The sequence below is a fragment of the Paenibacillus sp. FSL W7-1088 genome, from assembly GCF_037969855.1.
Classification (GTDB): domain Bacteria; phylum Bacillota; class Bacilli; order Paenibacillales; family Paenibacillaceae; genus Paenibacillus.
This window is the reverse complement of sequence record NZ_CP150216.1, coordinates 1-13,998: the sequence shown is the minus strand read 5'-3', so window position 1 is coordinate 13,998 and position 13,998 is coordinate 1. Positions and strand designations below refer to the sequence as shown.

9 protein-coding genes and 1 rRNA gene are annotated in these 13,998 nt (G+C 47.1%); 1 reads left to right on the top strand and 9 read right to left on the bottom strand.

Going from position 1 to position 13,998, the window contains the following annotated elements:
- Nucleotides 1-133 precede the first annotated feature (133 nt).
- The 3 genes from MKY42_RS00050 to gyrA all read right to left on the bottom strand — a co-directional run bounded on the left by MKY42_RS00050 (nt 134) and on the right by gyrA (nt 6,125).
- Nucleotides 134-1,685, bottom strand: a 16S ribosomal RNA gene (locus MKY42_RS00050).
- Nucleotides 1,686-2,234: 549 nt separating this feature from the next.
- Nucleotides 2,235-3,353: an HD-GYP domain-containing protein gene (locus tag MKY42_RS00045; protein ID WP_339847837.1), complete on the bottom strand. Its 1,119-nt coding sequence runs from the start codon at nt 3,351-3,353 to the stop codon at nt 2,235-2,237.
- 216 nt (nt 3,354-3,569) lie between these two features.
- On the bottom strand, nt 3,570-6,125 hold the full coding sequence (gyrA, locus tag MKY42_RS00040) for a DNA gyrase subunit A (RefSeq protein WP_339847834.1): 2,556 nt from the start codon (nt 6,123-6,125) through the stop codon (nt 3,570-3,572).
- Nucleotides 6,126-6,551: 426 nt separating this feature from the next.
- On the opposite strand from gyrA, the gene MKY42_RS00035 reads away from it, so the two are divergent.
- Nucleotides 6,552-7,478, top strand: a complete 927-nt coding sequence (locus tag MKY42_RS00035; protein WP_090902637.1) for a YheC/YheD family protein — start codon at nt 6,552-6,554, stop codon at nt 7,476-7,478.
- Between the two features lie 88 nt (nt 7,479-7,566).
- Here MKY42_RS00035 and gyrB read toward each other — a convergent pair whose 3' ends face one another.
- The 6 genes from gyrB to dnaA all read right to left on the bottom strand — a co-directional run bounded on the left by gyrB (nt 7,567) and on the right by dnaA (nt 13,998).
- Complete coding sequence (gene gyrB / locus MKY42_RS00030; protein WP_090902640.1) at nt 7,567-9,477, bottom strand: DNA topoisomerase (ATP-hydrolyzing) subunit B; 1,911 nt, start codon at nt 9,475-9,477, stop codon at nt 7,567-7,569.
- 146 nt (nt 9,478-9,623) lie between these two features.
- The gene (locus MKY42_RS00025) at nt 9,624-9,872 is read right to left on the bottom strand and encodes an extracellular matrix/biofilm biosynthesis regulator RemA family protein (protein WP_017691405.1); all 249 of its coding nucleotides are present in this window, start codon (nt 9,870-9,872) and stop codon (nt 9,624-9,626) included.
- Nucleotides 9,873-9,885: 13 nt separating this feature from the next.
- A complete protein-coding gene (gene recF / locus MKY42_RS00020; RefSeq protein WP_090902643.1) occupies nt 9,886-10,998 on the bottom strand; it encodes a DNA replication/repair protein RecF in 1,113 nt (370 codons plus the stop codon).
- Nucleotides 10,999-11,055: 57 nt separating this feature from the next.
- Nucleotides 11,056-11,271: a S4 domain-containing protein YaaA gene (gene yaaA, locus MKY42_RS00015; RefSeq protein WP_024629511.1), complete on the bottom strand. Its 216-nt coding sequence runs from the start codon at nt 11,269-11,271 to the stop codon at nt 11,056-11,058.
- Nucleotides 11,272-11,287: 16 nt separating this feature from the next.
- Nucleotides 11,288-12,430, bottom strand: coding sequence for a DNA polymerase III subunit beta (gene dnaN, locus MKY42_RS00010; RefSeq protein ID WP_339847826.1), 1,143 nt, complete (start codon nt 12,428-12,430; stop codon nt 11,288-11,290).
- Between the two features lie 221 nt (nt 12,431-12,651).
- Nucleotides 12,652-13,998 carry a chromosomal replication initiator protein DnaA gene (dnaA, locus tag MKY42_RS00005; RefSeq protein ID WP_024629513.1) on the bottom strand — a complete coding sequence of 449 codons (1,347 nt, stop codon included), beginning with the start codon at nt 13,996-13,998 and terminating at the stop codon, nt 12,652-12,654.

The following is a 13,998-nucleotide window of genomic DNA, read 5'->3' as shown; positions in this document are numbered from 1 at the left end:
TTCAAAGAACAAGCTCCATGCAAAAGCAAGCTGTTTTGAGAGTTTGAGCTCTCAAAACTGAGCAACGAGTGAGTAAGTTGTGCAGCTAAGCTGCGTATTTGAATGTTTCCACGCGGGAAACGATTCTCCATAGAAAGGAGGTGATCCAGCCGCACCTTCCGATACGGCTACCTTGTTACGACTTCACCCCAATCATCTATCCCACCTTCGGCGGCTGGCTCCTTGCGGTTACCCCACCGACTTCGGGTGTTATAAACTCTCGTGGTGTGACGGGCGGTGTGTACAAGACCCGGGAACGTATTCACCGCGGCATGCTGATCCGCGATTACTAGCAATTCCGACTTCATGCAGGCGAGTTGCAGCCTGCAATCCGAACTGAGACCGGCTTTTTAGGATTCGTTCCACCTCGCGGCTTCACAGCCCGTTGTACCGGCCATTGTAGTACGTGTGTAGCCCAGGTCATAAGGGGCATGATGATTTGACGTCATCCCCACCTTCCTCCGGTTTGTCACCGGCAGTCACCTTAGAGTGCCCACCCGAAGTGCTGGCAACTAAGATCAAGGGTTGCGCTCGTTGCGGGACTTAACCCAACATCTCACGACACGAGCTGACGACAACCATGCACCACCTGTCTCCTCTGTCCCGAAGGAAAGGTACATCTCTGTACCGGTCAGAGGGATGTCAAGACCTGGTAAGGTTCTTCGCGTTGCTTCGAATTAAACCACATACTCCACTGCTTGTGCGGGTCCCCGTCAATTCCTTTGAGTTTCAGTCTTGCGACCGTACTCCCCAGGCGGAGTGCTTAATGTGTTAACTTCGGCACCAAGGGTATCGAAACCCCTAACACCTAGCACTCATCGTTTACGGCGTGGACTACCAGGGTATCTAATCCTGTTTGCTCCCCACGCTTTCGCGCCTCAGCGTCAGTTACAGCCCAGAGAGTCGCCTTCGCCACTGGTGTTCCTCCACATATCTACGCATTTCACCGCTACACGTGGAATTCCACTCTCCTCTTCTGCACTCAAGTCACCCAGTTTCCAGTGCGATCCGGGGTTGAGCCCCGGGATTAAACACCAGACTTAAATGACCGCCTGCGCGCGCTTTACGCCCAATAATTCCGGACAACGCTTGCCCCCTACGTATTACCGCGGCTGCTGGCACGTAGTTAGCCGGGGCTTTCTTCTCAGGTACCGTCACCTTGAGAGCAGTTACTCTCCCAAGCGTTCTTCCCTGGCAACAGAGCTTTACGATCCGAAAACCTTCATCACTCACGCGGCATTGCTCCGTCAGGCTTTCGCCCATTGCGGAAGATTCCCTACTGCTGCCTCCCGTAGGAGTCTGGGCCGTGTCTCAGTCCCAGTGTGGCCGATCACCCTCTCAGGTCGGCTACGCATCGTCGCCTTGGTGAGCCGTTACCCCACCAACTAGCTAATGCGCCGCAGGCCCATCCCCAAGTGACAGATTGCTCCGTCTTTCCAGTTCTCTTCAGGAGAAGAAAACAACTATTCGGTATTAGCTACCGTTTCCGGTAGTTGTCCCAAGCTTGAGGGCAGGTTGCCTACGTGTTACTCACCCGTCCGCCGCTAACTATCTGAGAAGCAAGCTTCTCATCAAGTCCGCTCGACTTGCATGTATTAGGCATGCCGCCAGCGTTCGTCCTGAGCCAGGATCAAACTCTCCAATAAAGTATTGAAAAGAGCGATAAGCTCATTTTGAAACTGACGAGATTAAAAATCTCATTTTATGCTCCAGTCGATCCAAGCCAAGGCTTGTCTCAAACTTTCGCGTTCACTCTGCAAGCAGAATGTTTACTCACTCGTTGTTCAGTTTTCAAAGATCAAACTTGTTTCATTGCCGTGTGTTGTTCACCTCAGCAACTTTTATATCTTATCACATCCGAACCAACTTTGCAAGCTTTTTTTTAAGTTTCTTTCGAAGCTTATTTCATTTGCTTGCCGCACCGTGTTTCTCGTGTTTTCTTGGCCGGAGTTAGAATATACCATGTACAGATTTTGAATGCAAGCTTTATTTTCAATAAAGTTATTTCTGTCTACTACTCCCTCTAATATGTCTCCCATATTCGGCTGATCATCTATACATTACACTGTCTAAGGCTTCTCTAAAGAATATCTCTCCACCTATACTTACTATTCTCATACTCTACATTAAGTTCAATAAAAAGAGCCTCTCCATATTGGAAAGGCTCTATTCTTATATATGAACTGAAGATTCAGCTAGCCAATGACTTCCTGGATATGTAGCTGCCTTTGCTGCATCAGATTGATGATTGTTCCTTCTACCGATACCATCGGCCGTGTAGGATGATCCCGATCTGAGAATACGATCTCACCAATTTGATTATTGCTGAGCTTCACTCGAATACCATTATGGATCTGTGTGGAACGCTGAACGAATACATTCACGATCGCAGGATCCAATTTGCCAAAAGCCTCACTCTGAATTTGTTCAAGTACCAGGTACGGTGACTGTGCCTTACGATAGATCTTTTCCAGAGTCATAGCGTGGAAGATATCAGCGATAGCTACAATTTTTGCATAGATATGAATCTGCGTGCCGCTGAGCTGCAGCGGGTAACCCGACCCATCCACTTTTTCATGATGCTGCAATGCTGCAAGTCTAGCTCCCTCATTGATGGCCTTCGCCTGTTTCAGTACCTGGTAGCCATATTTCGTATGCTGTCGGATCTCAGCCTGCTCTGACGCAGTTAAAGTAGAGGGTTTATGGAGAATCTGTGGATCTACTTTGTTATTACCAATATCATGGAACAATCCTGCAAAAGCTACCTGCATCCAGTCTTTGGACGGAAGATCAATCCACTGGGCCAACTGATAAGACGTAATGGCACTCAAGACGGCATGATGATACACATAATCATGTTCCTGCATCACTCGTGGACTGAAGGTAAGCACATTATACTGTTTAAGATGAACAAACAAAGCTTCCAACTGTGTACGCAACTCATATACAGGTAATTCAGCCGCCAAGGAGGATAGGAAAGCATTTTTGGTCAGTCCCACCATCTTTTCATACTCTTCATGCAGAGACGGTACTGCGGGTGCTGAGACTGCGCTGCTGCCTTTCCCTGCCCGTTCTCCGTTCTTCTCATTAGCTGCATGGACTGAAGAGGCGGATGAAGCTTTAGAACCTGAGCTGCTTGTCCCTGTTCTTTCTTGCTGGATGTCCACTTGATGAATCATAAAGGCTCTGAGTACTTCCACATCTTTAGGCAGAATGACTTTGCCCTTCTGAAACAGAACATTGCCACGAAGTGTTTGCACGTCATTTCCCAGTTTAAGTCCTGGTTTGACTTCAGACAGGGTGATTAATCCCATGTTTATTCCCCTCACTCATCGTTCTTCTATAATGATAACAAGACCATAGTCCCGGTTTTTCTCGTTAATTCCCATTATATTACTCAAAATTCAGGCTGTACATCCCAGATTTTGAGGAGAAAGGTCCTGGAGCTGTAAAATAACAAAGGGCCCCCATATGGGAGCCCTCCAATTTCATTGAAATCATGAAATGATTTTCGTTATAGAAAATTGATCCTATGCTTCGGAACCTGAATCATCGCCCTCAGCTTCAGCATCGGACACCGAGCCCTCATCCAGAGTGGACTCCGGACCTTCAGAGTTAGCGGCTTCTGCACCTTCAAGCAATTCTTCGTCTTCTGGTTCTTCCTCATTCTTGTCAATTCGGCTGACGGTAGCTACGGCATCTTCATCCCGAATATGAATCAGCTTCACGCCTTGCGTGTATCGACCCATGGTGGATATGCCTTCCATGCTCATCCGAATTAACGTACCGCTGGAAGTGATAATCATCAGATCTTCTTCTGTCTTAACCATTTTCAGACTGACTACCGCACCGTTCTTATCTGTGACGTTAATGGTTTTAATCCCTTTACCGCCACGAGTCTGCATCCGATAATCGCTGACAGGCGTACGTTTACCGTAACCTTTGGCTGTAACAATCAGAACATCCAGTTCCTGATCTACAACGTCCATACCGATTACAACATCCTGCTCATCCAGTGTGATCCCTTTAACCCCGGTTGCACTCCGTCCCATGGAACGAACATTTCCTTCCGAGAATCGGATGGACATCCCGTGAGCTGTACCCATAATGATCTCTTGCTGTCCGTCTGTCAGCTTAACATCAATAAGGGCATCATCATCACGCAGGGAGATCCCGATCAGACCGCCTTTGCGAATATTCGTGTAATCCTCAAGTGGTGTCTTCTTCACAACCCCTTGACGGGTAGCAAAGAACAGATACTTGTCACTTTCGAATTCCTGAACGGGAATCACGGCATTGACCGATTCACCCTGCTCGATCTGAATCAGGTTGATAATCGGCGTTCCTCGTGCTGTACGTCCAAGTTCTGGAATCTCATAAGCTTTGAGACGGTACACTTTACCTTTGTCAGTAAAGAACATGAGGTAATTGTGAGAGTTGGTCACAAACAGATGCTCAACAAAGTCGGTATCTTTGGTGTCCATTCCCACAACCCCACGTCCGCCACGCTTTTGACTGCGGTATGTGGATACCGGCAGACGTTTCACATAGCCTGTATGGGTAATGGTGATGATAACCTCTTCGCGCGGAATCAGATCCTCGTCCAGAATGCTCTCTTCACCTACAGTGATTTCGGTACGACGATCATCGCTGAAGCGATCACGGATTTCTTGCAGCTCCGTGCTGATAATTTCGAGCACCAGATGCTCGTTGGCCAAAATTTCACGATATTCATTAATTTTGACCATCAGTTCGTTATACTCATTTTCGATGCGCTCGCGTTCCAGACCTGTGAGGCGTTGCAGACGCATATCGAGAATAGCTTGAGCCTGATCATGACTGAGCGAGAAACGCTCGATCAGACCTTCTCTGGCTGCATCTGTATTGCTGGATGAACGAATCAACGCAATGATTTCGTCGATATGATCCAGCGCGATACGCAAGCCTTCCAGAATGTGTGCGCGTGCTTCGGCTTTTTTCAGCTCGAACTGTGTACGTCTGCGTATAACCTCAATCTGATGCTGCAAGTAGTGATACAACACTTCGCGCAGATTCAGAATCTTAGGTTCTTTATTTACAATCGCGAGCATGTTAATCCCGAATGTGGATTGCATCGCTGTATGCTTATACAGGTTGTTCAGCACTACACCGGGGTTCACGTCTCTGCGAAGCTCAATCACAATCCGCATACCGTTACGGTCAGATTCATCACGGAGATCCGTAATACCATCAATCTTTTTATCACGTACCAACTCAGCAATTTTCTCAACGAGTCTTGCCTTGTTCACCTGATAAGGAAGTTCCGTAACGATAATCCGTGCTTTGTTATTGTTTTCTTCGATGTTGGTTTTGGCCCGCATCGTTACTGAACCACGTCCGGTTTGATACGCCTGGCGAATTCCGGAGCGTCCCAAAATATAACCGGAAGTTGGGAAGTCTGGCCCGTGAATATAATCCATCAATTCCATCGAAGTGATGTCTGGATTTTTGATCATAGCCTGTACGCCGTCAATGACCTCTCCCAGGTTATGGGGAGGAATGTTGGTCGCCATACCTACCGCAATCCCGCCGACACCATTGACAAGCAAGTTAGGGAAACGAGCTGGCAGAACGATAGGTTCACTTTCTTCACCGTCATAGTTCGGCTGGAAGTCAATCGTATCCTTGTTGATGTCTCTGAGCATTTCCATAGCAATCTTGGACAACCGGGCTTCCGTATAACGCATGGCTGCTGCCATATCGCCATCCACCGATCCAAAGTTGCCATGTCCATCTACGTGCATGTAGCGCAGGGAGAAGTCCTGTGCCATCCGTACCATCGTTTCGTATACGGCAGAGTCACCGTGTGGGTGATACTTACCGATAACTTCGCCGACGATTCTGGCTGATTTTTTATGTGGTTTATCGGGTGTCATGCCTAGCTCGGACATTGCGTACAGAATACGCCGGTGAACCGGCTTCAATCCGTCACGCACGTCAGGTAAGGCACGGCTCACAATAATGCTCATCGCATAATCCATAAACGATTCACGCATCTCGACGCCAATATCCCGATCTTTAATCTGCGAGTTCATTTCTTCCGCCATGCTGGACCTCCTTCTTGTCCTTCAACAAACATTCCATTCAGTCTTTCAAAAATTAATTGTATGTGAAAAGCCTAACAAGGCTAAAACCGCACAAGGACGCTACTCTTTATTATATTACTTTCACAAAAGGTAAACAATTAAACGTCCGCTGGGCAATAGCCTTTCTTCCGGGAACTTCAGAGAGTCTGGGGGTTCGCCCTGCCTTCCTCCCCATTTGCACATACAATGCTAGAAAAAGCGGCAAATGTACTGTGTATATTCAGGCTTAGACCGTTCCCGTTCTACGATCAAACTACATCTGTGCAACAAAACCGCACAAAACGCCATATTTCTCTATTATACCACTGAAATCATCTCTTGTCCTTTGATTTCTCTGCGTCTGCCACTCTTGTAAACCCCATTAAAACACGAAAGGACTGATGGCTCTTGGGCATCCAGCGTGTCTCCAGCAAATGGACCAAGACAGCTGTGTTACAACGCAGCCGTAATGTGAATGAATATATACCAGTAACACGACAATATAATCGCCAGACCCTGGAACGGATGACTGAATTATTCGAGTCAAACTATATCAAACCGGATCGGGGAACTTACGGCAATGGCGTCATGCGGGTAAAAACCATCCGCATAAAACCACACCCGATTACCGATGCAAACACATCGGAAAACGCTGTTGATCCGCTCCCCCCATCTGAAGCTGAAGTCGGTGCCGAGATCTCTGTTGAAGTCCCTCTGACAACGTATGAACTTCGATATGGGACGGAGGAAAAACACTTTCATTCCCTCGATGAGCTGGATCTGGCGCTCACTGAACGTATCCAGAATCGCGAATACATCATTCAGCAAGGTATTCCGCTGATGAAACATGATGGATTACCTTTCGACCTGCGGGTACTGACCCAGAAGAATCTACAACGCAACTGGGAAACGACAGGTATCCTGGGAAGAATTGCTGCACCGGGCAAGATCATTACCAACATTCATGGCGGCGGACGATTGGCCACCTTTAATGAGTTGGTACGCCCTCATTTTGATCAGGATCGGTTCCAGCAACTACGCAGTGAGCTATATCGTTTAGGCATTCATACGGCGGTACAGTTACAGAGGTCATTTCCAAGACTCAAAGAGATTGGTATCGATATCGCACTGGATGAAGATGGACGGCCATGGATTATTGAAGTCAACACATTGCCAGGTATCTATGCTTTTGGCCTATTGCCTGATAAGGAAACGTACCGAAAGATTAAGCGTTATGCGAGAGCGTATGGCAGATTACCCTCCAAAAAAGGGAAAACATCTCGTACCTCCCTCAAAGCCCAGGCCTCCTCTGCCAAAAGCCGCACACACCGATAACAGGCACACCAGAGTCCAATCTAAAATCTCTATGCTATAACCCCATAATGTAAAAGAGGCGCCCTCGCAGGCGCCTCTTCGAATATCGTTAGATGTCGAGGTTTTTCACGTATTTTGCATTTTCCTGAATAAAGTCACGACGAGGTTCAACATTATCTCCCATCAGGGTGTCGAACATGGCATCGGCCAGCATCGCATCGTTAATCGATACTTGAAGCATGGTCCGGCTCTCAGGGTCCATCGTCGTTTCCCACAATTGTCCGGCATTCATCTCACCCAGACCTTTATAACGCTGGACATTGAACTTCGCATTTTCGCCGAGCGTTGCAATAATTTCATCGCGTTCCTTCTCGGAGCCCGCATAACGAATTACTTTATTGCGCTCAATCTTGAACAATGGCGGTTGGGCAATGTATACATAACCGGCCTCAATGATTTTGCGCATATAGCGATAGAGGAATGTCAGAAGCAATGTCCGAATATGGGCGCCATCGACGTCGGCATCCGTCATCAGAATGATTTTGTGATAACGAGCTTTGGCAATATCGAAGTCATCACCAATACCCGTACCCATTGCAGTAATGATTGCTCTGATCTCCGCATTACCCAAAATCCGGTCAAGACGTGCTTTTTCCACGTTCAGGATCTTACCACGCAGTGGCAAAATCGCTTGGAAATGACGATCTCGTCCTTGCTTCGCTGATCCACCGGCGGAGTCACCTTCGACGATGTACAATTCGCTGATTGAAGCATCCTTGGATGAACAGTCGGCCAATTTACCTGGCAAAGAGCTGACTTCGAGTGCACCTTTACGACGTGTCAGTTCACGAGCTTTACGAGCTGCTTCACGTGCACGGGCTGCTTGAAGACCTTTTTCCAAAATGCGACGGGATACGGAAGGATTCTCTTCCAGGAATTCCTGCAGCTTCTCAGCAAACAGGGATTCGACAATTCCTCGCACTTCACTGTTACCCAGCTTGGTCTTGGTCTGTCCCTCAAATTGCGGATCAGGGATCTTGACCGAGATGATCGCTGTCAGACCTTCACGTACATCATCCCCGGACAGGTTGCCTGTGCTGTCTTTGATTACGCCCGCTTTACGTGCATAATCATTGATAATCCGGGTAAGGGCACTCTTGAAGCCGGATTCGTGCGTTCCGCCCTCATGTGTGTTGATGTTGTTGGCAAAAGAATAAATATTCTCGGTGTAGCTGTCATTGTATTGCAACGCAACTTCCACCTGAATGTTGTCTCTTGATCCCTCCACATAAATCGGGTTTTCGTGCAACGCTTCGCGCTTCTGGTTCAGGAAGGAGACATACTCGATAATACCGCCCTCATACAGGAAAGAGTTGGTTACACCTGTACGTTCATCGGTTAAGGTCATGCCAATTCCCTTGTTCAGGAACGCGAGCTCACGAATACGAGTCAGCAAAGTTTCATAGTCATAAACAGTTGTTTCCGTGAAAATCTCCGGATCCGGATGGAACGTAACCGTTGTTCCCGTTTCCTCCGTGGTACCGATCGTTTTCAGATCATACTGGGGAGCACCGCGACGGTATTCCTGTTGATACACATGGCCGTCAACCTTAACTGTAACAACAACTTTCGCTGATAGAGCATTGACAACAGATACACCTACCCCATGTAGACCACCGGATACTTTGTACCCGCCACCGCCAAATTTACCGCCCGCATGCAGAACAGTCATTACAACCTCAAGCGCAGGACGTTTCATTTTGGCATGTTCGCCGACAGGGATCCCCCGCCCGTTATCGACTACAGTGACGCTGTTATCTTCATGAATAGTAACTTCGATATGATCACAATAACCTGCGAGTGCTTCGTCAATACTGTTGTCCACTACTTCCCAAACGAGATGATGCAGACCTTTGGCACTGGTGGAACCAATATACATCCCCGGTCGTTTACGTACGGCTTCCAGCCCTTCAAGTACCTGAATTTCATCTGCACCATATGACGGTTGATTCATAGACATGCCTTTCACCTACTTCTATAGATTCAATATCGTAAATATGCGTTAACTAAGAATGCATGCTGAAATGAACATATGCCCTTAATTCCAGTAAGCAATCTAAATAAAGACAAGCAGCAAAAGGTACAATAACTCGTACCGCCGATAGGCTAGAGATCAGGAAAAATGTGAGCTCGCTTCTTGAGCGTAGCTGAGGAAATAGGCGAGTAGTACACAATGTTTTTAGTCACTACAATGGACTTGGCTTCCTCTTCACCAATATGCTCCACTGTTTTTTCCTGCTCGGCATGCGTGACATACTGCTTGGAGATTTTTGAGGATTTTTCAATCGATATATCAAAAATAGCAACCAATTCGGAAGAACGGATAATCTTCTCACCGCCCAGATGAATGTACATAAGCCCTCACTCCTTAGCGTTCAACCTGTCCGGCATGAACGTGATAAATACTGGCATCTTTGAGTTTGTCAACGTTCAGACTCTCGATGCCGGTAGCCGTAATAAAGGTCTGCACCTTGCTCTGGAACGTTTCGATCAGCTGCGTCTGACGAAACGGATCCAGTTCAGACAGTACATCGTCCAGCAGCAGGACCGGATATTCTCCGATTTCTTCATGAATCAGTTCAATTTCCGCAAGTTTAAGGGACAACGCCGTTGTGCGCTGCTGCCCCTGCGAGCCATACGTTTGTACTTCCCGATCGTTAATGAAAAAGGACAGGTCATCCCGATGCGGCCCACTAAGGGTTGTGCCTCGGCGAATCTCCTGCTCTTTCATTTGTGATAATTTTATCATAAATTGGTCCATTAAGACAGCTTCATCTTCCTCAGCGGCTTCACTGAAGGAAGGAAGGTAGGCCAGGCGCAGGACTTCTCCACCTCCGGTGATGCCCTGATGAATCGTTTCAGCCCACTTTTGCAGTTTCTTTATGAATTGTTTCCTTTTTTTGACGATTTTAACACCATGCTCCACCAGTTGCTCATTCCATACCTCAAGCATGGTCTGGGCTGAAGCGTTCTGCCCCCATAATTGCTTGAGCAGATTGTTACGCTGGACGAGCACTTTTTGATATTGCTGCAGATGATACAGGTAGCCTGGAGCCACCTGACCAATCTCCATGTCAAGAAACCGGCGGCGTATCCCCGGTGTGCCTTTGACAATCTCAAGATCTTCCGGTGCAAACATCACCACATTAAGCGCTCCGACAAAATCACTCAGCTTGCGCTGTTCCAGTCCGTTAATCTTTGCTTTTTTGCCTTGTTGCGACAAAGAAAGCTCGAGCTTGACCGATCCGTACTTTTTGTCGACCTCTGCTGCAAGCCTGGCACGTTCTTCACCGAAACGGATCAGTTCCTTGTCGCGGGATGTACGGTGGCTCTTGGTGAGTGCAAGCACAAAAATGGCTTCTGCGAGGTTGGTCTTGCCTTGGGCATTTTGCCCAATCAAAAGATTTACAGGACCAAAAGAATCCAGTCTCAGATGTTCATAATTGCGGAATTGCTGCAGATCTATGCTGTTTACAAACACGCGGTAACCTCCCTTTTATCCCGTCCGTCAGGAGGCAGCAGGATCTAACTGGTCTTCTTATTGTGCGACAACTTCGAACGAACCTTCTCCGTCCACCTCAACGATATCCCCAGGGTATAACTTGCGTCCCCGGCGTTCCTCAGGCTCTTTATTCACACGTACAAGTCCGTCCTGAAGCAGTGCTTTGGCCATACCTCCGGTTGGGATGCAATCGGCCAGTTTCAAAAATTGATCAAGCTTAATATATTCCGTACGAATCGCTACTTGGTTCACTATGATCTTCCTCTCGTTAGTTGGTCGTCCGGTAAGGCAATATGACGTACAAGCTGTGACTGTCGTCCAGCGGTTTCAGGATGATCGGGCTCATGACACCAGTAAAAGCGATCATCAGCTGCTCACTCTCCACCACTTTTAGCACATCCAGCATATATTTGGAGTTGAACGAGATTTTCAGCGGTTCGCCGTTAAATTCGGCAGGTTCGATCTCTTCTCTTACTTTTCCCAGCTCGGAAGAGCTTGAAGAAATTTCGATTGATCCGGATTCCATCGTTTGCATCCGCACAATGTTTGTTTTTTCTTCACGCGACAGCAAATAAGCCCGGTCGATAGATTCGCTTAATTTTTTTGTATCCAAAACGAGTTCTGTTTTGTACGAAGTCGGAATAATTCTAGAAGTATCCGGATAAGTTCCGTCCAAAATGCGCGAATAGAACAGAACACGGTCGATTTTGAACAGGACTTGATTATCAGCGACAACGATATCCACAAGTGTATTTTGATCCGGCACAATTTTGCTGAGTTCGTTCAGCGTTTTACCCGAGATCACGACATTGTTGAATCGCACACCTTCTGCATTATCCAGCATTGCTGAACGAGTAGCAAGACGGTGACGGTCAGTTGCCACAAATTTCAGTTCATTGTCACCCAAACTCCAGAGTACACCTGTCAGAATCGGCGTAGTTTCATGTGTGGAAATGGAGAATACGGTTTGTTTGATCATATTTTTGAGCAAATCTCCTGGAATGGAGACGGTTTGGTTTTCTTCGATGCTTGGCAATACTGGGAATTCTTCCGGATCAAGACCAACCAGTTGAATTTCGGTAGCTCCTGCGGAGATAAAGGTGTTGAAGTTTTCTTTTACCTCCATATGCACTTCTTGGGAAGGCAGCTTTTTGATGATCTCGACAAAAAACTTGGCTGGCAGTACAACACTGCCTGGTTGTTCTACCTGAACAACACTTTTATCACCATCTTCAAGCGGGATGAAGGATTGAATTGAAATATCGGTGTCGCTTGCTGTCAACGTCACACCTTGATGATTAACGTCGAATTTGATACCGCTCAGAATTGGAATCGTCGTACGGCTCGAGATCGCTTTGGATACTTGCTGTATGGAATCGTTTAAATAGTTTTTCATTATGCTGATTTTCATGGTTTCACTCCTAGCTGATTTTTTGGGTGTTTGGGTGTTGAAAGGTGTTTTTTCAAAGGCCGAAGGCTAAGCTTCGAAATCGCTTATTTGGAGATGATATCTTTTAGATCTTTATAGTAATAATAGTAATAGGGGCACTGAATATGTGGATAAGTGGGTATAAACCCATAAGCCCAAGCCTATCCACATGTGTATACGTTGTGCACAGGCTTGGGACTTATTCAGGTTGGATTCTTAATTTTTTCGGTTAAGTTGTTAATAACTTTATAGAGATCCTGATCGACTTTAATCGCCTGGGAGATCTTTTCGTGCGCATGGATGACGGTGGTATGATCTCGCCCTCCAAATGCTTCACCGATTTTGGGCAGAGAAAAGTCTGTAAGTTCACGAGAGAGATACATAGCAATCTGTCTTGGGAACGCAACGGCCTTGGTCCGTTTCCGTGCTTTGAAATCTTCAAGCTTAAGGCTGTAATACTCGCCGACCTTTTGTTGGATGTCGTGAATAGTGATCATTTTTGGACGACTGGAAGGAATAATATCCTTCAGTGCTTCAGCTGCTAGATGAGTGGTTACATCTTGATTAGTCAGCGAAGAATAGGCAACAACCCGAATCAGTGCCCCTTCCAGTTCACGAATATTGGTATCAATCTGGTTGGCGATGTACATCATCGCCTCATTCGGAATATCCAGGTTTTCCGCACGAGCTTTTTTACGCAAAATAGCAATCCGTGTCTCCAGATCTGGAGGCTGGATATCCGTAATTAACCCCCATTCAAAACGGGAACGAAGCCGTTCTTCCAGGGTCGGAATTTCCTTCGGCGGTCTGTCGCTGGAGATGATGATCTGTTTCCGTTCCTCATGCAGCGCATTAAACGTATGGAAAAATTCCTCTTGCGTCGATTCTTTTCCAGCCAAAAACTGAATATCATCAATGAGCAGAATGTCGACACTACGGTATTTGTTACGGAAGCTCTCCCCGCGGTTATCACGGATCGAGTTAATGAATTCGTTCGTGAATTTCTCAGATGACAAATAAACAACTTTGCTGCCCGGATCATGCTCCAGAACGTAATGTCCAATCGCATGCATCAAGTGAGTTTTGCCGAGACCTACCCCTCCATAGAGAAACAGAGGATTGTATGCTTTGGCGGGCGCTTCAGCGACCGCCAGCGATGCGGCGTGGGCAAAACGGTTGCCCGGCCCAATGACAAATGTATCGAATGTATATTTCGGATTCAGCATGCTGAGTACCGCTTCTTCCTGAACAACTGTAGGCGTTGGCGCTGGCAGTTGAGGGTCCGGTTCAGCAGGCTTGTTCTCCTCGATGACAAATTTCACATCGACCTGTTTGCCAAGCAGCTCATATACCGTCGATCCGACCAGTTTGGTGTAACGGCTCTCCAGCCATTCGACGGCAAACGTGGTTGGTGCGGATATGACGATCGAACGATCATTCAGCTTGGTCGCTTTGGTTGCTTTGAACCAAGTGTCAAAGCTGGGTTTGCTGAGCTTGTTTTGTATGATTGATAAAATTTGCTGCCATAAATCAGAAGTATGGCTGTCCAC